Origin of the sequence: Zhihengliuella sp., from assembly GCF_031178195.1 — a bacterium.
Taxonomy (GTDB): Bacteria; Actinomycetota; Actinomycetes; order Actinomycetales; family Micrococcaceae; genus Zhihengliuella.
The window spans coordinates 198118-219063 of sequence record NZ_JAPSJL010000001.1; the positions used below are offsets into that span (position 1 = coordinate 198118).

13 protein-coding genes are annotated in these 20946 nt (G+C 62.3%); 2 read left to right on the plus strand and 11 right to left on the minus strand.

Translation table 11 applies throughout. The features are described from left to right. Positions 1–8: 8 nt before the first annotated feature. The 7 genes from RIN46_RS00870 to RIN46_RS00900 all read right to left on the minus strand — a co-directional run bounded on the left by RIN46_RS00870 (position 9) and on the right by RIN46_RS00900 (position 7812). Positions 9–1253: a DUF6880 family protein gene (locus tag RIN46_RS00870; protein ID WP_309080674.1), complete on the minus strand. Its 1245-nt coding sequence runs from the start codon at positions 1251–1253 to the stop codon at positions 9–11. Between the two features lie 171 nt (positions 1254–1424). After that, positions 1425–2567: a Gfo/Idh/MocA family oxidoreductase gene (locus RIN46_RS00875; protein ID WP_309080673.1), complete on the minus strand. Its 1143-nt coding sequence runs from the start codon at positions 2565–2567 to the stop codon at positions 1425–1427. Continuing rightward, positions 2564–3352 (minus strand): ThuA domain-containing protein, encoded by a 789-nt coding sequence (locus RIN46_RS00880; RefSeq protein WP_309080672.1) that lies wholly within the window; start codon positions 3350–3352, stop codon positions 2564–2566. Before RIN46_RS00880 ends, RIN46_RS00875 begins: the two co-directional genes overlap by 4 nt. A 66-nt stretch (positions 3353–3418) precedes the next feature. Continuing rightward, entirely contained in the window at positions 3419–4171 is a 753-nt protein-coding gene (locus tag RIN46_RS00885; protein WP_309080841.1) for a carbohydrate ABC transporter permease, read from the minus strand. A 149-nt stretch (positions 4172–4320) separates the two neighbouring features. Further along, positions 4321–5277 carry a carbohydrate ABC transporter permease gene (locus RIN46_RS00890; protein ID WP_375141854.1) on the minus strand — a complete coding sequence of 319 codons (957 nt, stop codon included), beginning with the start codon at positions 5275–5277 and terminating at the stop codon, positions 4321–4323. A gap of 4 nt (positions 5278–5281) precedes the next feature. Next, on the minus strand, positions 5282–6520 hold the full coding sequence (locus tag RIN46_RS00895; protein WP_309080671.1) for an extracellular solute-binding protein: 1239 nt from the start codon (positions 6518–6520) through the stop codon (positions 5282–5284). Positions 6521–6615: 95 nt separating this feature from the next. After that, the gene (locus RIN46_RS00900) at positions 6616–7812 is read right to left on the minus strand and encodes a Gfo/Idh/MocA family oxidoreductase (RefSeq protein WP_309080670.1); all 1197 of its coding nucleotides are present in this window, start codon (positions 7810–7812) and stop codon (positions 6616–6618) included. A gap of 185 nt (positions 7813–7997) precedes the next feature. Here RIN46_RS00900 and RIN46_RS00905 point away from each other — a divergent pair, with 185 nt between their 5' ends. Together RIN46_RS00905 and RIN46_RS00910 are read left to right on the plus strand one after the other, a co-directional pair. Further along, positions 7998–9002 carry a LacI family DNA-binding transcriptional regulator gene (locus tag RIN46_RS00905; RefSeq protein ID WP_309080669.1) on the plus strand — a complete coding sequence of 335 codons (1005 nt, stop codon included), beginning with the start codon at positions 7998–8000 and terminating at the stop codon, positions 9000–9002. Between the two features lie 238 nt (positions 9003–9240). Next, on the plus strand, positions 9241–10947 hold the full coding sequence (locus tag RIN46_RS00910; RefSeq protein ID WP_309080668.1) for an AIPR family protein: 1707 nt from the start codon (positions 9241–9243) through the stop codon (positions 10945–10947). Between the two features lie 729 nt (positions 10948–11676). Here the strand turns inward: RIN46_RS00910 and RIN46_RS00915 are convergent. The 4 genes from RIN46_RS00915 to RIN46_RS00930 are packed head-to-tail and all read right to left on the minus strand — an operon-like array spanning position 11677 to position 20584. Continuing rightward, on the minus strand, positions 11677–14793 hold the full coding sequence (locus tag RIN46_RS00915; protein WP_309080667.1) for a DEAD/DEAH box helicase family protein: 3117 nt from the start codon (positions 14791–14793) through the stop codon (positions 11677–11679). Positions 14794–14795: 2 nt separating this feature from the next. Next, the gene (locus RIN46_RS00920; RefSeq protein ID WP_309080666.1) at positions 14796–16655 is read right to left on the minus strand and encodes a site-specific DNA-methyltransferase; all 1860 of its coding nucleotides are present in this window, start codon (positions 16653–16655) and stop codon (positions 14796–14798) included. A 21-nt stretch (positions 16656–16676) separates the two neighbouring features. Next, positions 16677–17336 (minus strand): DUF4391 domain-containing protein, encoded by a 660-nt coding sequence (locus RIN46_RS00925; protein WP_309080665.1) that lies wholly within the window; start codon positions 17334–17336, stop codon positions 16677–16679. Next, a complete protein-coding gene (locus RIN46_RS00930) occupies positions 17333–20584 on the minus strand; it encodes a helicase-related protein (RefSeq protein ID WP_309080664.1) in 3252 nt (1083 codons plus the stop codon). Before RIN46_RS00930 ends, RIN46_RS00925 begins: the two co-directional genes overlap by 4 nt. Positions 20585–20946: the final 362 nt, after the last annotated feature.

Below are 20946 nucleotides of genomic sequence, written 5' to 3' on the forward strand. Positions count from 1 at the left end.
CAGACATCTCACGGCGCGCGCGGCAGCTCGGCAACGTCGAACTCACGCTGGAGGCGCGGGCGGCGGCGGTGTTCTTCACGTAACTCAAGAATGAAGTCGTCGACGGATGTGGCTTGCTCCGTCTCCCTGGCCAGTCGGCGCATCCGCGCCAGGCGACGGGCCGCTTCCTGGTAGTTCCGCGCATCCGCAGCAACAAGGAAATCCGAAACAATCTCCCGCAGAACTGGTAGCACGGCCAACGGGTCAACCTGCTGGTAGTCCTCGACGAGCATGTCCCACACCCGCAGATCACTCAGGTTCAGCTCATGGGCCAAGTTCCACGCGCGTTCAACATCCCCGAGACCCCGGTAAACGAACAGGACGGCCTCCTTCGGAGTGGAGGACAGGCGCTGCATGACCTGCTCCGCGAACTCTGGCCAACGCGCGCCAGCGACCTGATGCAGCGCAGCCGCCTGCTCACTGTTCGGCCATCGATCGAACATCCACTGCCGCGCGTCCAGAAGCTCATCAGGCCGGTGCTCCGCCAACAATTGGCACCACTGGGCAGCAGCGCGATGTGCTTGAAAGCCACGATCAAACTCGGCGCCGCGGCGCACCCAGGTGATGGCGTCGTCGTAAGCTTCAATCTCTTCCAGTGCCGCGGCCGTCTCCGTGAACCACGCGGCTGCCCTGCCGTCGCGCAGGTGCGTGCGGACAATCGCCTCCACATCCCTGTCGTAGACAGCCAGTCGTTGCGCGTTCCACTGGAGGAGAAAACGTTCGTGAGAGTAACCATGACGAGAGTCGAACGAAGTCTCCGCAGAATCAAATCCGCACTCGTCGGCCTTCTCCTTCAGCCGCTCCCGGTATCGATCCATGCCCTCGGGCCCGAGCGCGGGACCATAGGCCACCGGGTCGATGGTAAAGAAGTCCACCTCCTGGTGGAACTGGAACTTGATCATCCAATCGACGAGCTTGTCCGGCGCAATACCGGCCGCGGCGGCTGCGCGCGGGTGCAGTTTCAACAGGCTCCGACACGCATCGCCGATCACTCCGGAGGAATCGTCGGCTCGGAGGACTACCTTCAGTGCTGATGCGATGGCGCGCTGGGTGACGTTGTAGACCTCCACTGGATCATAGGTGCGGTCCTCGTGAGCGGCCTGGAGCGCGGCAATAGCATCGTTCATCTGGAAGCCGTGATCCATCGCGGCGTAATAGCTCAGGTGGGCCCGAGTACGAATCCGCGGCAGCACCACATCAGCAAGGGAAGCCATGTCACCAGCGTGCCAGACCGCGCTGGCCAACGGCACCTGGCGTTCCTCACCACCTACGGGCCTAGTAGGTGAACCATGTGTCGCCGCGGCGAGCGTTCCCCCTCCGCAGGCGCCATCGTCAGAGCATCTGCCGGAGCCGGCTCCGGACGGCCGGCCCGGCAGCGGACCCCACTACACCACCGCCGCTCCCGCCGTCAGCCGTTCGAGTTCGGCGCGTACCGCCGGGCGGTCCTCGGCGGCCAGGGCTTCGCGCAGGGACGCGGCGAGGACGCCGTCGATCCGGACCCGCTGCCCGGACTCGGCCGACGCCACGGCGGCCTCGACCATCGCCAGGCTCCGCACGTTATGCACCGCCTCCGACTGCGGCTCCCGGCCCGTGCGCAGACAGTCGACGAACTCCGCGAGCGCCCCCGCGATCTCCTGCTCGCGGGGTTCGACCGCGGCCTCGGTCGGCTCCCCGCCCTCCCCCGGCACGTGGACGGTCGGCGCGTGGTCGCCGTCCCACAGGGCGGTCCCGCGTTCGGCGCTCACCCGCCACTGCCCGTTCCAGCTGGTCTCGGCGCCGGGCGCGCACCAGCTGCCGGTGTAGACCAGGCGCGCGCCGCCGTCGAACTCGAAGACGGCGGATGCGTTCGCCGCCCCGCGGTACCAGGACCAGCCGGGGTTGTGCTCCTCGCAGTACACGGAGACCGGGTCGCTGCCGATGATGCGGCGGGCGGCGTCGAAGTGGTGCACCGCCATGTCCACCAGCAGCACGTGGTCCATCTCCTCGCGGAAGCCGCCGAAGTGCGGGGCCTTGAAGAAGCCGCAGTCCACCGTGCCGATCTCGCCCAGGTGCCCCACCTCGCGGGCGAGCGCGTCCAGGGCGGCGAAGTAGCGCCGCGACTGGCTGATCATCAGCAGCTGCCCGGCCGACCTCGCCGCGGCCGCCTGGCGCAGCGCCTCGGCGACGGTGGGCGCGGCCGGCTTCTCGCACAGCACCGGCAGCCCGGCGAACAGCGCTTCCTCGTTCACCGCCCGGTGCGCCGCCGGGACGGTCACGTTCACCACCGCGTCCGCTCCGGCCCGCTCGGCGACCTCGGCCACGGACTGGCCCAGGACGACGCTCTCCGTGCTGGCTCCGCCCTCCGGGAGCCCGGCGGCGAGCTCGGCGAGCGCAGCCCGGGCGGTCTCCAGGTTCAGGTCGACGACGCCGACGAGTTCCGTCTCGCTGCTGGCGGCGATGGTGCGCAGCCAGTTGCGGCCCATGCCGCCGGCGCCCACCTGCACCACCCGCAGGGGACGCCCGGCCGGGAGTGTTGCGAAGTCGCTCAATTCTCCATCGCTCCTTCGTACCCGTGGCCGTTATAGAAGTCCTCGCGGTCGTAGCGCAGCAGGGTGGGGGTGGAGCGCTCGGGGCGCAAGGTCTTGGCCCACTCGACGCCGTTGGCGATCACGCGGCGGACCTCCTTCTGGTGGTAGACGGGGTAGTCCTGGTCGCCCGGGCTGAAGTAGAAGATCCGGCCGTGGCCGCGCCGGTAGGTCATGCCGCTGCGGAACACCTCGCCACCGGTGAAGGTGGAGAGGAAGATCAGCTCGTCGGGGGCGGGGACGTCGAACTGCTCGCCGTACATTTCCTGCGCGGGGATGACGAACGGGTGCGGGATGCCGCGGGCGATCGGGTGCGTGGGGTCCACGGTCCAGACGAGCTCGCGGTCCTCATCGGAGCGCCAGCGCAAGGTGCAGGTGGTGCCCATGAGCTTGGTGAAGATCTTGGACCAGTGCCCGGAGTGCAGGACCAGCAAGCCCATGCCGTCCAGCACGTGGCGGTGGACGCGGGCGACGATCTCGTCGTCGACCTCCGCGTGGGCGGCGTGCCCCCACCACACGAGGACGTCCGTGGCCGTCAGGAGTTCCTCGGTGAGGCCGTGCTCGGGGTCGTCGAGCGTGACGGTCCGGACGCTGGCCCGCTCGCCGAGATTCTCCTCGATGCCCTCCTTGATGGTGGTGTGCATGCCGTCCGGGTAGATGTCGCGGACCTTTTGCTGGACCTGCTCGTGCCGGTTCTCGCCCCAGACGACGACGTTGATCGGGTATTCGGGAGTGGTGGTGCCGTTCAAGGTGTGCTCCTTGGTAGAGGTATGGGTGGTGGGCGGCTGCTTGACCGCGGCCTACTTGACCGCCGATTACTTGACAGCGCCCCCGGTGGCGCCGGCGGCGATGAACTTCTGCGCGATGAGCAGCAGGACAATCGCCGGCAGGGAGGACAGCACCGCGGTGGCCATCACGGCGCCCCAGTTGGACACCTGCGTGCCCAGGTACTGGTAGATGCCGAGCGTGACCGGGCGCAGATCGTCCGTGGTGGTGAGGGTCAGCGCGAACAGGAAGTCGCTCCAGGCGAAGAGGAACGCGAATAGCCCGGCGGTGACCACGGCGTTTCGGGAGACGGGCAGCGCGATCGCGACGAACGCGCGGACGTGCCCGGCGCCGTCGACCCGGGCGGCCTCGAGGATGGACGGCGGCAGGCCCTGCATGAACGCCCGCAGGATGAGGATCGCGAACGGGATGGAATGCGAGGCGTCGGCCAGGATCAGGCCGACCGCCGAGTTGAGCAGGCCCACCGAGTTGTAGGCGGCGTAGAGCGCGTTGGCGATCACGATGCCCGGGATCATCTGAGCGACCAGGATGACCAGCAGTGCCGCGTCGATCCAGCGGTAGCGGAACTGCGCCAGCGCGTAGGCCGCCGGCGTCGCGATCAGCAGGCTGACTGCAACGGCGCCCAGCGAGATCACCAGCGACGTCACCAGGTTGGCGCCCTGGTCCTCGATGGCGGTCGCGTAGCCCTCGAAGCTCGGGTTCAGCGGGATGAAGTCGGCGTTCAGTGTGTTGCCGGACGGCTGCAGCGAGGCATTGACCATCCAGTACACCGGGAACAGCATGACGGCCACGAAGATCACGCCGAGCACCGTGTAGACGGTGTCCTTGCGGGACCGCACGGACGTCGGCCGGTAGTCGGGGCGCTGGGTGACCGGTGTGGTGGCAGCGGGGCCGGCGGCGGCAGTAGGGGTTGTCATGGCGGCTCTCCTCTCTAGTTGGCCGGCCGGCGGGTGGTCCGCAGGTACACGAGCGCGAACACCAGCGAGATCAGGATCAGGACGTTGCTGAACGCGGCGCCCACGCCGAACTCGAAGTCCACGAACGAGGACTGGTAGGAGCGGATGGCGATGGTCTGGGTGGCGTTGGCCGGGCCGCCGTTGGTGAGGCCCAGGATGATGTCAATGACCTTCAGCGTGTAGACCACGCCGAGGACCAGCACCACGGAGATGACGCCCTTCAGGTTCGGCAGGGTGATGTGCCAGAAGGCCTTCCACCCGGTGGCGCCGTCCAGCGCGGCGGCCTCGTACTGCTCCTCGGGGATCTCCTGCAGGCCCCCGTAGAGGATGGTCACGTTGAACGGGATGCCCACCCAGATGTTCACGAGGATCACGGCCAGCAGCGCGTAGTCGGGATTGGTCAGCCACGGGATCGCGTCCAGGCCCACGGCGCCGAGCGCGCGGTTCAGGACGCCGCCGTCCAGGTCCATGATGGAGCGCCAGGTGGCGCTGGCGACGATGAGCGGCAGCAGCCACGGCAGCAGCAGGATCGCGCGCAGGAAGTTGCTGAGCGGGAACTTGCGGTGGAAGAACACCGCCAGCGCCAGGCCGATCGCGAACTGCCCGGCGATGGAGCCGAACGTGAACACCGCCGTGTTCCACAGCGCCGGGACGAACAGCTGGCTGCTCATCGCGGTGACGTAGTTGGTCAGGCCCACCCACGGCGCCTCGCCGGTGAAGAAGGTCTGGGTGGTGTAGTCCTGGAACCCCATGACGATGTTCTTGACCACGGGGTAGCCGAAGAACAGCACCACGTAGATCGCCGCGGGGACGATGAACATGAACTTGACGACGTCGTCGCGCCGCAGCCGCTTCCGCCGCGCCGGCGGCTCGGTGCCGCCGGCCGCCGCGGGCGGGCTCACGCCGTTGATGTGCTCTTGGATCACGGACATGGGATCAGCCCTGGCCTGCCTGCTCGAACGCCTCCTCGGGCTCGGCCTGGCCGGTCAACGCCAGCTGGATGCCGGTGTAGATGTCCGTGGCGGTCTCCGGCCAGTCGGTGCCGAGCTGGCCGGTGCGGGAGCGGGCGTTGCGGACCTGCTCGGCGAACGCCTCCATGGAGGGGACCTCGGCGACGTAGTCGTCGATCAGGTCGGTGCGGGTCGGCACCTTGTAGGTCGCGGTGGCGATCGCCATCTGGTTCTCGTCGTTGGAGATGCACTCCACGAACTCGGCGGCCTTGGCCTGCTTGGCCTCGTCCCCGGTGTTGGGCACGGTCCAGACCTCGCCGCCCAGGGGCGCCACCGGCGTCGCACCCTCCTCGTTGACCGGAACCTGCACGGACGCGTACTCCACGTCCGACTCCTCCAGCGCCGGGATCTGCCACGGGCCGTTGACCATCATGGCCAGGTTGCCGGCGACGAACTGGTCCTTCACATCCGCCTGGGACCAGTTGAGCACGGACTCGGACGCGGAGCCGGACTCCACCAGGTCCACCCAGAGCTTGAGCGCCTCGGCGGCCTCTGGGCTGGTCAGATCGGTCTCGTCGGCACCGTTGGTCCACATGAACGGCAGGAACTGCCAGGCGCCCTCGTAGGTGGCGACGGCGGAGAAGCCGACCCCGTAGCGGTCCCCCTCGGTGAGCTGCGCGGCGGCGGCCTTGAGCTCCTCCCACGTCTTCGGCGGCTCGATGCCGGCCTCGTCGAGCATCTCCACGTTGTAGAAGAGGCCCAGGGTGTTGACCACGGGGCCCAGCCCGTAGACCTCGCCCTCGTAGCTGGCCGCCTCGAGGATGCCGTCGGCGAAGCCGGAGGTGTCCACGCCGTACTGACTCAGCGGGGTGAGCCCGCCGGTCTGGGCGATCTCCTGCACGTCGGGGTTGTCCAGCATGAGGACGTCGGGGAGCGTGTTGGAGGACGCGCGCTGCAGGACCTTCTGGATGAGGTCGGCCCCGGGCATGGTCTCGCGCTCGATCGTCACGCCGACCTCGGTGCCGCACGCCTCGAGTGCGTCCTGCCAGAGGGTCTTCTCCGGCTCGTTGTTGTAGTAGTCCAGGACGGTGAGGGTCTCCACCTCTCCCCCGTCGGAGGCGGTGGACCCGCCGCCGCAGGCGGTCAGGGCCAGGGGGACGACGGCGGCGGTGGCCGCCGCGGACAGCAACCGCCGGCGAGTGCTGGATGCGTGGGTCTTCTTCATGGTTCTCTCCTTGATCGGGTCAGGATGGTGCGGGCAGATGGTGAAGCGGTGTGCAGTGAGGGGAAGGAAGCGTCGGGGGCGCGGACTGGCGAGCGCTAGCCGACCGGCGTCATCCGGGAGCCGTGGGCCGCGCTGGCCTCGACAGCGGCGAGGACCCGCTGGACGTAGGCGCCGGACTCGAACGAGGGGTCCGGGGCGGTGCCGGCGGCGATGGCGCGGGTGAGACTCACGGCCTGGTGGACGAAAGTGTGCTCGTAGCCCAGGCCGTGGCCGGGCGGCCACCAGGCCTCGAGGAACGGGTGCTCGGGCTCCGTGACCAGGATGCGGCGGAAGCCGGCCTCGGCGGCGGGGAGCGCGTGGTCGTGGAACCAAAGCTCGTTGAGGTTCTCGAAATCGAAGTACACGGATCCGGCGGATCCGTTGATCTCCAGCTGGACGGCGTTCTTGCGGCCGGTGGCGAAGCGGGTGGCCTCGAACGTGGCCAGGGCGCCGGTGTCGGTGCGGCCCATGAAGAGCGCGGCGTCGTCGACTGTCACGTCCCCCATTCCGCTTCCGCCGGCCGTGGCGGACAGCCCGCCGGAGGCCGACGGCAGCGGCCGCTGCTTCACGAAGGTCTCGGTGAGCGCGCTGACCTCGGTGAGGCGCTGGCCGGTGACGCAGGCGGCCATATCGATCAGGTGGGCGCCGATGTCGCCGAGGGCGCCGGAGCCGGCGCGGTCGCGTTGCAGACGCCAGACCAGCGGGAAGCCCGGATCGACGATCCAGTCCTGCAGGTAGCGGGCGCGGATGTGGCGGATGGTGCCGAGGCGGCCGGCCGCGACGAGCTGCTGGGCGTACGCAATGGCCGGGGTGCCGCGGTAGCTGTAGCCCACCATGGACTGCACACCGCACTCCGCGGCGGAGCGGGCGGCGGCGACCATGGCGTCCGCCTCCTCGGTGGAGTTGGCCAGCGGCTTCTCGCAGAGCACGTGCTTGCCGGCTTCCAGAGCGGCGATGGCGATGGGCGCGTGGAGATCGCCCGGGACGCAAATGTCGATCAGGTCCACGTCCGCCGACTCGACGAGTCGCCGCCAGTCGGTCTTCACGTAGGCGATGCCGAAGCGGGCGGCGAAGGCGCCGGCCCGGTCAGTGTCCCGCCCGCAGACGGTGGTCACCTCGGGACGCACCGGCAGGTCGAAGAAGCGTGGGGCGCTCTGCCAGGCCTGGGCGTGGATGCTGCCCATGAACGAGTGCCCGATCAGGCCGATCCGCAGGACTGGCGGCGACGCCTGACCCTCTGGTGAATGCGGCATGACGCCCTCCTCTCGTCGTCGATGGCCCGGGGGCCGCGGCGCTCTCGGCCCGGTTGAGCCAGATGGAGCGGTCAGATTGACCATCCATCGGTTAAGCGCTTAACTAGCTGGAAGACGAGTATGGGGTGCCTCAGATCACACTGTCAACCCTCAGGCATACTGTTGGAACCGAGAGGAGGGCGAACATGGCCACCATGCAGGACGTGGCGCGGCAGGCGGGGGTTTCCATCGCCACGGTGTCGTTCGTTCTCAACGGCACCAAGGCGGTGACGGAGCCGACCCGGAAGCGCGTCGAGGCTGCGATCGCGGAGCTCGGCTATCGTCGCAATCCCGCCGGCAGCGCACTGGCGCGGGGGCGAACGGACATCATCGCGCTGCTCTATCCGGCGCTGCAGCGCCAACTGCACGCGACGGCCACGCGGTTCTTCACGAGCGCGGCGGAGCGGGCGAAGGAGCGAGGCTTCAGCCTGGTCATGTGGCCGGCTGCGAACGAGGCGCACGAGATCGACGAGCTGACACGCAGCGGCCTGATCGATGGCGTGCTGCTGATGGAGGTGCAGCTGGAGGACGAGCGCGTGGAGGCGCTCCGGAAGGGCACCACACCGTTCGCGCTGATCGGTCGCACCCAGGATCCGACCGGACTGCCGTACGTCGATATCGACTTCGAGCAGACCGTGGTCTCAGGCATCGAAGAGCTCGTCGCGCGCGGACATACGAACATTGCGTTTTTGTATGACCACTCGGGGCCATCGACCCTGCACGGTTACGGCGCCATCGCACGGGCAACCCGGACCTTCCAAGACGCCGTCGCGCAGTCCGGGCTGAGCGGTGTGACGGTCGACTGCGGGGAGAACCCGCGTGCAGGCCGCAAGGTGGGAGAGACGTTCCGGGAAAGTCATCCGCACGTCACTGCGGTGCTGATTATGAACGAGCTGGCCAGCCCGGGCTTTATGACGGGGCTCCGCAAGGCGGGGACCTCAGTTCCGCAGGATCTGTCGGTCCTGTCATTGGTCTCTTCTGACACCGTGGCGACGATGTGCGACCCGGAACTCGCGTTTATGCGCGCTCCGGCCGAAGAACTGGGCCGACTCGGCACGGATGCAGTGATCGACCGCATCACGCACCCGGACTCAGCGCTTCCCCACACGTTAGTGCCCTGTGAAATGATGCCAGGCTCCTCGCTCGAGTGACTCCAGCCCGTCTAATTACCGCATCAAGACTTCGTCGAGCGAGAAATGTATGAGTGGAAGTCGTGCAAGCTTGCCTGACGCGATCCCCCTCTAACCCACTTAAACTAATTCTCCCTTGACGAAACCCAGCGAAACGCCTATACAAAGACGCGGCACCTGCCTGAGATGCCTCCGAGGAGGACTATTCACAGTGCACCGCCCCCTCCCCTGCGGCGGCCACATATGCAATGATTGCCCAATGGATCGGATCACATCAGCATACCTCGAAGACTTCCGGCGCCAACAGGCCCTACCCCAAGGAGACCAACCGACAACCTTCGAGCATTTTGTCAATTATTGCGTCCTGTCTGACGTCTACGATGATGAATTCAATATTGTCGACGTTCGGACCGGGGGTGATGGTGATTTGGGATTGGACGGGGTTGCCATAATCGCCAACGGCACCCTCGTCTCCAGTGTCAATGAAATCTCAGACCTAAGCGACACAAATAGATATTTAGACATTCGATTTATTTTCATTCAAGCCAAGTCGGGTACTAACTTCAAAGGAGAGGAAGTGGCGGCATTCGGCGAAGGAGTATTGGAGTTCTTTGCTGACACCCCAAGCTTGCCGACGTCCGACGACATAGATGCAGCACGAGAATTAATGCAGTGGATCTACGATCACAGTTCTCAGTTTAAACGGGGACGACCGACTTGTGAACTCTTCTTCGCAACAACGGGAAAGTGGGCGGACGATAAGCACTTGCAGGGATTGGCTGCGAAAGCAAAGGCGCGACTGTCGGATCTCAATCTCTTTAGTAAAGTCAGCTTTAAGCCGCTCGGCGCAGTCGAACTTCAAGGTAGCTGGCAGCGAAGCAACAATGCAACTTCCGTGGAATTTACATTTGCCAATAAGGCGACCCTTCCCGACATTAATGGTGTAACAGAGGCTTATGTCGGCGTGCTTCCCCTTGAGGAATTTCTGAAGATCATCTCCGACCAGGAGACAGGGAGTATTCGAAAGCATATTTTCGACGATAACGTCCGCGATTTTCAAGGCGACAACCCGGTCAACTCTGAGATCGCCAAGAGCCTGTCGACAAACGAAGGCACCAACCAGTTTGCGGTTTTAAACAATGGAGTGACTCTGGTAGCACGAGGTCTTGAAAGTACGGCGAACAAATTCTTAGCAACAGATTATCAAATCGTTAATGGATGTCAGACAAGCCACGTCCTCTTTAATGCCAAGGATCAGCTACCGCCAAATCTCGGGATCCCGTTCAAAGTTATTGCAACGAACAATGAAGAACTCATTAATTCAATTACAACAGCTACAAATCGGCAAACCGAGGTCAAGGACGAGGATCTGTTCGCCCTCAGTACGTTCCAGAAGCAACTGGAAGCTTTTATGTCTTCCGTGGAGGACCGCTATAGACTTTACTACGAGCGGCGTTCGAAACAGTACAACGTTCAAGAGGTTGAAAAGGTCCGCATAATTACAAAGTCACTGGCCCTCAGAGCCTTCGCAGCCATGTTTTTGGATGAACCCCGCAGGGCCGCAAACTATTACTCGGAACTAAAGTCAATGGTAGGAAGTTCGATTTTCAATCCAGACCATAAATTGGATCCCTACTACACCGCCGCCTACGCATACTACAAGCTGGAATACTTTTTCCGAAATGGTCAATTACCAGTGCGCTACAAGCCAGCCCGATATCATCTGCTAACCGCAGCTCGACATATCGCCATGGAAGACGAACAAATGCCGTCGCTGACGGCGAATAAAATGGAGCGCTACTGTCGCACATTGAACACTCAATTATGGGATGACGCATCTTCTATACTGCTCTTTAATAAAGCAGCGTCAGCAATTGACCAGGTCTTACAAGGCGGAGAACTCAAGCGCGATACCGTCAAAGTTCAGTCGTTTACTGACGCAGTGCTAAAAGTAGTCCGACAATGACACTTTCAATTTGTACTAAATTAGGCGTCGTATCGAAGGGGGGCGGAATCGCGGGGCGCACGGATGTGGCATTTGTACAGGCTCACGTGGTGGCAGACGGAACCGCGCGCCTCCACGGCCAATGCTTGGATACATGCGCCGCTTGTCCGGCAACTGGCTCGCTTGGAGCGACTCTTCATTGCCCCGTAACCTTCCTCTTAACTCGATCGGAGACGGGATCGGGGTGGCTGGTCTGTCGGGCCCGGCATGGTTTGGTCTGGGAGAACGCAGAGCTTTCGAGCTATATGAGGTCGCAAAGAAGCTGGCCGACTGGCTGAGCCGGCGGCTCTGCCCGGGTCGCGTTTGGTCGAGTTTCTTCTGTAATCAACGATCCGGCTTTTCTGCCGAGACAACGGCGTTCCATGCGGGGTCGGCGTCGACAGTCTGCAGTCTCGGTCCGTTTCCCCGCGCCGCACCCCAGCCCACTCGACCCTCATGAGTTTAGATGAAAGGCGGAGGCGATCAGAAGCGGTGTAAGATCGCCCGCGGCGCCAAGCATATCCGGCATCGCCCAGTGCCACTCATATTGCCCTTCTACAAGCGAGATGACGAATCGAGCGCCCTACACAGTGGGTTCGTGGGTTCCCGGGCTTACCCGGATTAGCCTCGACTCGACGCTTCTCCCAGGGGTATGCCTCGACGCCGGTAAGTAGTTTCTGGAAGAAATCGAAGTGTTCCTGTCTCTACTGACTATGCTGAAACTAGCTGCATAAGCTCGCCGTAGTCTGTCACCACGTTGTAGGTGACTTTCTGATCTTGGTTCTCGCTGAGGACCGCGAATAGCTTTTTGGCACATTGGATCTTGGCGTTCTCCACGCCCTTGAGCTGCAAGGAGGACAATGAACCTTTAGTCTCAGCGACGAAGTAGACGTGTTTGACGCTCCCTTCCGTGAAGGCGATAGCCCAGTCCGGGTTGTAGTCGCCCACCGGCGTCGGGATGGAGAACCCGCGCGGCAGCTTCGCATAGACCGCCACCTCTGCACTCTGGTCCAGCTCATTCACGAACGCGCGCTCCACCTCGGAGTCAGTCACCGCGTACTCGTACACATGCTTGGCAAGCTTTTCGCCGGCCTTGGAGAAATCCTGAACAATCTGGTTGCGGGTGAAGATCGCTGAGTCGTGCCGCTCATCGAGCGTGTCGTAGGTCAGGTGCTCCACGATTGTTGTAGCCTTCTGCTCATTGATGATCCGCGTGGCCTCCGCAATGAATTGCTCCGGATTCAGCTTGAATTTCGCGAACGTCGTAGGCCGCACGCCCCGGAGGATTGAGGCCGCAGTGCGCCGGGTCAGCTGCGTGTTCTCACTGATCTCGCCGAGAAGGTCGTATTTAATCCGCGAGTTGGCGCTCAATGACTCGGTATGCGTTCGGCTGCCCCCGGCTTTGAACCCCGTCCCAGCTTCCAAATGGTCCGCTTCAAGACCATCACGTTGACTGCCTGATTCCACTACGTACTGCAAAGAAGCAACGTGCAGCTGTTCATCGAGTTTCGGCACACACTTCTTGACCAGCTCGACCGAATCGAAATCCACCTGGTACACCGCCTTGTGGTTGATCCGGTTCCAGAGCGCCTGGAACTCCTTCTTCTCGAAGTTCGCCTGGTTGAGGGGAATGAGCTTGGACTTACGGTCGTTCTCCGGCGCGGGCACATCGCTGTAAAGGCGGTCGACGACGGGCAGCAGGTAATCGACAACGGGCGCCAGCGACTCGGGAGCGGACGCCATCACGCCCTCATCCCGGGCCTTCTTGTACGCATCTGTGAGGGTGTCGTCGTCGCCGATGTAATCGTTCCTGATGAGGTATCGCATGAGCTGCTTGGCCAGCTCGTCCTCGATCACGGATTCCGCGCCATCGGCGTTGACGTAGATCTGACCTGTGAAAAACTCCTCACTTGCCTTGCGCGGCCGCACGGAGAGCACTGCGGCAATCTCCGTCTGGAGGCCGGTCACGAAATCATCGTAGGACTCGTCGCACACAACCGTCAGGTCATTGATCTCGTGCACCGTGGCCGGATGGTCCATGCGCTCGCCATGCTGGTTCACTGCCAGGCGCAGACCGCGGCCGACCTCCTGGCGCCGGGAAACGGTGTTGTCACTCTTCTTGAGCATCCCCATAACGAAGACGTTGGGGTTATCCCACCCCTCGCGCAGCGCCGAGTGAGAGAAAAGAAAGCGCAGCGGTGTCTCCAGGTCCAGGAGGCGCTCCTTGTCCTTGAGGATGAGGTCGTAGTCGTCCGCGTCCCTAGCGCTGCCCTTCTCATCGCCTGTCTTAGCCACGTTCGGGTCCACTTGGCGACCAGTCTTCTTGTCGATCGAGAAGTAACCGCCGTGGATGTCCCGCGCCCCATCGCGTCGCAGGTACTCCTGAAAGGCACGTGTGCACTCGTCCAGCGGCAGCTCGCCGAGCACCTCGTCCCGAATCAGCGCGTATTCCTCCTCGAAGATCCGGGCGTACTCCCCGAGCGTGTCCTCGCGGGAGTAGTCACGGTACTTGGCCACCTCGTCGATAAAGAACAGGGAAAGCACCTTGATGCCTTGAGCAAAGCGGGTTCGCTCCTTCTCGATGTGGGATCGGATCACCTCGCGGATCTGAATGCGCCGCTTCTGCTCCTCGGTCACGTCATCGGTCGCCTCGCCGGCGAAGACCTGATCGCCAGAAGAGAGTTCGATGAAGTCCTTGACCGCATCCACGTCAGTGACCACTAGATCTTTGTACGCTTCGAGTCCACCGGACAGGTCATGTAGGCGCTCGCCTTTCGTCACCCGCTTGGGCAACCGCCGAATCGGCCCGCCCTTCGTCTGTACTTCCAACTCGATCCTCGCCGACGGTGCTGCACCCTTTTTCACCTCGATCGCGTCTACGTATAGGTAGGCGGTGGAGCCGGCCAGGCCCCGCACGGTAATGCCGCGGACGCTGATCTTCTTCACCAGTTTCTGGTTGTACGCGTCTACTGCGTCCAACCGATGGACTTTGTTGTACTCGTGGTATGGCTTATGCGTCGCGGAGTACCGCAGCACCATCAGTGGATCGAACTTCGCGAGCGACTCCAGCGAGGCCGAGGCCTTCTTGGGCTTGCCGTTCTTCGGATTGAACTCCTCACCGAACCGCTGCGGCTCGTCAACAATGACAATCGGGCGGTTCGCCCGAATCACCTCGATCGGCGCGCGCGACTGGAAGTCGTCCAACGTATCGTAGATGCGCCGCTGATCCTTCCCCGTAGCGTTGAAAGCCTGGATATTGATGATCATGGCCTGAACGCCGGCGTCGGAGCTGAAGCGCTCCAGCTCGTGTAGTTGCCGCGAGTCGTAGATGAAGCAGCGAGGCTTGGTCCCGTACTCCTGTTGAAAGTGCTCGGCCGTCACGTCGAAGGTCTTCTTGACACCCTCGCGTATAGCGATCGAGGGCACCACAATGATGAATTTGGACCACCCGTACCGACGGTACATCTCCATCATCGTCTTGATGTACACGTAGGTCTTGCCCGTGCCCGTCTCCATCTCCACGGTCAGGTTCGGCGCATTGGGTGCTGCCTTACTGATCGCCAAGTCGTACGACGGCGTTAGCCCCTTCGCCGTCTGCGTCGCCTGAATATTGGCCAACAGTTGGGCAGCGCTGAGCGCGATCTCGGCATTACGCAGGCCCGAATCAGGCGTCTTGCTGTACTCGAAGGCCCGCCCCGGCGCTGAGGTCTGTCGGCCGGGGTCGATCCGGTAGGAGATGCCATCATGCTTTGGCTGCCCCGCGAACACCTCCAGGACGGCGTTGACGGCCTCGGTCTGATATTGCTGCGTCTTGAACTGAAGTTTCATGTTCACAGCGCCTTCACCGAGGTGTCTGGTGAGAGCTCCTTGAAGACCTGCTCCGCATTGATTCGCTCGGCGTCGGTGGCGAAGGCGTCGTCCCGGAAGACCGCGCGGACTGGCTCTCGCTCGGCGATCTGACGCATCAAGGCGCCGGTGACGGACTCGGCGAAGCACGCGATCAGCCCGCCGTCGTGCACCACGAAGACCTCGCGACCGTCGATCTGTTCGCGCTGGATGGCCAGGCTCAGATCCAGCCCCCAATCGAGCATGACCTGGAACAGTAGATCCTCACCGGTGCGGTCCGGCTTGATGCTTGACTCGAAGGACATCAGCTCGTCCTGCGCGTACTCGTCTGGCGTGACGAGAACGTCTGCCATGTTGGTGCTGTCAATCCGGAAGGCACGAAAGCCAACGTCAATGCGGCCGCTTGCCAAGCCTGCATCCTCGACAATCATCTTGCCTGCTCGGCGGATACGTTCGCGGGCAACGTCCGCAATCGAGGAGTAACCTGCCCGAGCGGCCGCAGAAGTCGGTTCCGGAGCCTCATCAAGCTGAACACCGATATACCGGCGATTTCCCCCGTCGACAGCGTTCTGCGCCATGACGGCATGCATGGTACTCGCCGAACCTGCAAAGAAATCAAGGACGATGGAATCTGGATCCGTAGCTGCTTGGAGTACGTACCGGATTAGTCCGGTCGGCTTCGGTGATTCAAAGATGGCCCCATTCCCGAAAAGCGCCGCGATTTCGGCGGACCCGGCCGCGTTGTAGGGCGCAAAGTCCCAAAGAGTCGTCCACGTCGTCCCCTCTTTCACGTTGCTAAGGAACCTCTTCAGCTTCGGCGACGACGAATCATCTCGGCCAAAATAAATCTCATTATCCTCGATAAGTTGGGCCATGCGCGCCTGATTGAAGCGCCAATTTCCCTGATTTGGAGGCCAAAATTCCTGCCCATTCCTGGGATTGACGATCGGGTAATTTAGGCTCGCCACGTAGCGACCGCCTTTGACGTTCGCCGTCAAATCACCGGCAACCCATGGGCCTTTCGGATGGTTATCAGGGTTCTTATAGCGCGCAATTTGCTCTTCCGATCGAGGTCGCAGTCTTATTCCAGAAATACCTCGTCGCGAATAGACAAGCATATAATCGTGCTGTGCCCCCATTGCGCGGTCATTTGGTGGTGTATTGCGTTTCTTCCAGATTATTTGGCCAATAAACTGGTCTTCACCAAAAACCTCATCACACATGCGGCGAAGATTCGAAATCTCACCGTCATCCATGGAAATAAATATAACCCCATCATCAGCGAGCAGCTGTCGTGCAATCCGCAGACGCGGGTACATCATGCTGAGCCAGTCGCTATGAAAGCGTCCATTGGTCTCCGGGTTGGTCCGCAACCGCTCGCCTTCTTCGCTTGTTTGGCCCGACCTCGCGAGGTATTCCTCGGTGGTCTCAGCGAAGTCGTCGTTATAGACGAAGTCGTTGCCCGTGTTGTAGGGCGGGTCGATGTAGATGAGCTTTACTTGGCCCAAGTAGGACTCTTGAAGCAGCTTGAGCGCGTCGAGGTTGTCGCCCTCGATAAAGATGTTCTGCGCGGAGTCGAAGTCCACGGACTCGTCCCGCATCGGCCGGAGGGTCTTAGCGATCGGGGCATTAGCGGTCATTGCCGCCTGACGCTTGCCCGGCCAATCCAGCTGGTACCGCTCCTGTGGCCCTTCCACAACGTGGTCCGCAAGTTCCTGGCGCAGTGCATCGAAGTCGATGGCATGCTTGACGTTTCCCTCGGCATCGCGGGTTTCCCTCACGACGTTCGGGAAGAGGTCAACGATCTTCTCGATGTGCGCCTGTGTCAGATCGGGTGAGGTCATGCGTAGCTTCTCCACGGCGGCCTACTTTCGGGTGTCTTCGAGCTCGGCCTGGAGCGCTTTGAGGGCGCGACGGAGCTCGAGCTTGCGGTTGAATTGGGGTTCATTGCGGAGGCGACGCCGCATGGCGGCTACATCGCGCTCAAGCTTGTTAACGCGGCTGGCTCGTTCGGCCAAGTCCTCCGGTGTCTCACCGATCCGGCCCGTCACTGGAAGTAGTGTCTCAAGGAGCTGCGCGTACAGCGCATCCAAGGAAATGGCCGTGGGCAGAGAAGTTCGAGGAGTAGTTCCTGGCACCCAGACAGTGGAGTGGAAGGCCCTGGATTTCCGGGCCGCAGCAGCCATCCGGCCTTCCTCGCCGCGAGTGCCAGTACGAAGGATCTCGAAGAGGATGGGATGAGGCACGGCGGCGTCGATGGCAGCGAGAACGGGCTTCGCTACGTCCTCGTGCTTGGCTTTGATCCGGAAGACCTGAACTTCTGGCAGGTCTTCTGTGCCCGGCAGATTGATGGTGGATTCGGCGAGCTTGAACGCCCACTCGATGCTCGCGACCTCGGAGACAAAACGTTCGCGGACGGTGGCGGATACGGTTCCGTGCTTGTAGAACATCTCCTTGGGCACTCGGCGACCAAACTTCGCGGCCGGAGGCCAGTCGAAGAGCTGTGCGATTGGAACGCCCGTCACGCCGGATCCACCACGGTGATGAAGGCAATGAGTTCGAAGTCGTCCAGGGCGGAGATGGTGTGCGCGAGGGCCGTGGTTGGGCCCACCGTAAACAGGCTCTCCAGATCCTTCTTCTCCGTCACATCGATCATGGAGGCGATGGCCTGGGTGAGCTGGTCCGAGTAGTGACTCATCTCGGCGCCGTCGTTGGTGGCCCGATTGAAGGTGTCTACTGCCTCGGCAACCGGCTCCGTGACGCCGCGGCACCCGGCGCGCATGAGATCCAGGAGGCGCTTGGCTTCCGTGTGGTCGGCAACCACAGAACTCTGCTCATCCAGATAGACCAAGTAATGCGGGTGCAGGCGATTGCCGCGATTGACTTCTTCGGGCGCGTTGATGTTCCGGAGCGCGAAAATCACGCCCGGGACTAGGCCCTTGTCCCGATCCGAAGGGACAACTGCGTGGAGGCCCTTGGGATGTCCGGCCAAGTCGCCGTGCGCCTTGGTGAAACCGAGGAGGTCCATGCGGAAATCGTTGAGACCCAGATCCGTGATGGACACGCCCGTGCGAACATCCTCCAGATCAATGACCTCATCTTGGAGGCGTTTGAGCTGTGCTTTGCGGTAGGCAGCGTCCGCGCTGTCCGGGTCCAGGATGTTGTCATCTCCCGTGCCCGCCACGTTGGCGATCACCATGCGTCCCTCGACGCGTTCCTTCAGATTGATGTAGGCGTCCAGTGAGATGTCCGGCCAGAAGTTGACCATCCGGATCACGGAGTTGACGGAGCCGATGCGATCCACACGTCCGAAGCGCTGGATGATGCGGACGGGGTTCCAGTGAATGTCGTAGTTGACTAGGAAGTCGCAGTCCTGCAGGTTTTGGCCTTCGCTGATGACATCCGTGCCGATCAGGACGTCGATCTCCCGGGAGTCTCCGGGCATGATGGCGTCACGCTGCTTGGACCGCGGGGAGAACAGCGTCATGACTTGTTGGGCGTCGAGGCCCTTGCCGACCTTGGTGCGTACGCCGTGGCTGCCGCCAGTGATCACGGCGATGTTCAGGCCGGGCTTTGCGAGGATCGGGGCAAGCTCGCGGTACAGATAATCGGCAGTGTCCGCGAACGCGGAAAACACTAGCACCTTGCGATTGCCCGGGTTCAGGGGATTGTTGGCCTTGTCTTCGATCAAACGAACGAGCCGTTGAAGCTTGCTGTCATGAGTCGGATTGACGTCGCTGATGGAAGCCAGGAGCTGCTGGATGACCTGGGCGTCCTCGGTGAGATCGCGCTGCCAGGTCTCCACGTCCATGTCGGCCAAGTCGATCTGCATGCTCTTCCCTACCGTGGCGCTGGTTGGGAACTCGAAGTCGTCGGCCTCCGATTCGAGATCCGTGAGGGAGGAAACGATGTTGTCGATGCGGGAAGCATGGTTGGCTACGGCTTCGAGCGATGAATCCACCGCATCTTCGAGCCGCCGAAGAGTGAGGCGGAAGGCCTCGACGCTGCTTTCGAGGCGCTTCAGCAGATTGACCGTCATAAGCTGCCGCAAGCCTTGCTCACGGCCACTTTGTCCGGCGCTACCGCGGAAGTTTTCCGAGGTCTTCTCAGCGGTTGGTTTCTCGTATTTATCGAGGCGGCTCGGGAAGACGTACTTGAGCGGAGTGTAGACCGCGAGTGTTAGCAGTTGAAGCTGCTCAAAAATCTCATCGAACTTTGGCGCGTCCGCGAGATCGGTCAATGGCTCCCGAAGCGAAAGAGGAGCCAAGCGCGTAGGAAATGCACCGACGTCGTTCATGTCATAGAAGGACTGGATGTGCTTGCGTGACCTCGCGATGGTCACGGCGTCGAGGAGCTCGAAGAAATCGAAGTCGAGCATCTGCAGGATGCGGTCCGTCGTGCGATACTCCGGATCCAGCTTGGACCACTCGTTAAAGGCCTTCTGGGCGTCCGCAAAGACCTTCTCCACTGAAGTGGAGAGGCCCAAGTGGTCCGAGAGGCCCTCCGACTCGCCCTCGTAAGCGAGCTGGAGCTGATTCTTGAGGTCGTTAAAACGGTTGTTTACTGGCGTGGCCGAGAGCATGAGAACCTTGGTCTTCACACCCTCGCGGATCACCTGCCGCATCAGGCGCTGGTAGCGGGACTCCTTCTCTTCTGAGTAGTCCGCGTTCCTGAAGTTGTGCGACTCGTCGATGACCACCAGGTCGTAGTTGCCCCAGTTGACTCGATCCAGGCGCAGCCCGAGTGATTCGCCCTTGGTTCGCGAGAGGTCCGTATGGGCCAGAACGTCATAGTTGAACCGGTCACTGGCGAAGAGGTTCGTGGTCAGATTCGCGTTGTAGTTGGTCCAGTTCTCCGCAAGCTTCTTCGGGCAGAGCACGAGAACGGACTTGTTCCGAAGCTCGTAGTACTTGATGACCGCAAGTGCCGTGAAGGTCTTACCCAGGCCGACAGAATCAGCAAGGATGCAGCCGTTGTAGGTCTCCAGCTTGTTGATGATGCCGGTCGCGGCGTCACGCTGGAAGTTGTAGAGGCTCTTCCAGACCTTGGTGTCGAGGTAGCCGGTGCGGTCATTGGGAAGGACGTCCTCGGTGATGTCTTCGAGGAACTCCGAGAAGAGGTTGTAGAGGATCAAGAAGTAGATCCGTTCCGGGGAATTCTCTGCGTAGACGCTGGCGATGTGATCACGCACTTTCTGCGTGACGTCTTGGACTTGATCCGAGTCGGACCAGATCTGATTGAACAGCGAGAGGTACTGCGCGGTCATGGGCGTCTCGTCGATGCGGTGCACCATGTTGGACACAGCGTCACCGGATTCGTAGCCCAGATCTGCGGTGGTGAAGCCCTGCAAGGGCATATAGGCCGCCTGGCTGTCGACGACGGCGAATTGCTGCATGGGTTTACCCGTGGCGTTGGACTTGAATGTTACTTTGCGGCGGACCCAGTCGGCGCATTCGCGGGCGATTGCTTTCTGCGTGAGCTTGTTTCTCAACCGCACCTCGAATTCGGAGCCCGCGAGCGACGACTCCGCCGAGCCGTGGGGGATGAAGAACTCGCGGCGTTCCTTCCGGAGCATGTCCGTAGCCTTATCTGCCACGAACGACGGCGATGTGAAGATGAACTCGAGTTCCGTGACCTGCTCGAGCTGCTCACGTAGAGCTTCCAAAGCAAATAACGAGAAGGTCGAGGCCGCGATACGAACCTTGGAACCGGGGGCGATAGTTGCCTTCAGGTCATCGCCAAGCCGTTCGGAGATGTTGTCGATGATGCGCACGGTCAGAATCCCGCCTCGTTTGCATTCTTGCGGCGTCCTAGTCCCATGAAACCATGTGGGCTGCCAGGACCGGGCATCGCCCCACGAATGTCAGCCGACTTACCACTATGGCGGCCCGTGCCGCTTACGGCACGGTAGCGGACAGGCTCCCTCTGGCCTGCGGCGAGCAGCCGAGGAAACAGGCACCTAGGCGACACGGCGGACCGAGTACTGACAACGCGGAGGAACACCGTTGCTCGCCGCGCGCGTAGGGCCAGTCTCCTAGACAACGCTCCCCCTTGCATAGCCGATTCTGAAGCATGCGATAGCCTACTCGGTCCCTGGAAGCGCAGACTGTCACGCCTCCGTCAGCATCCATCACG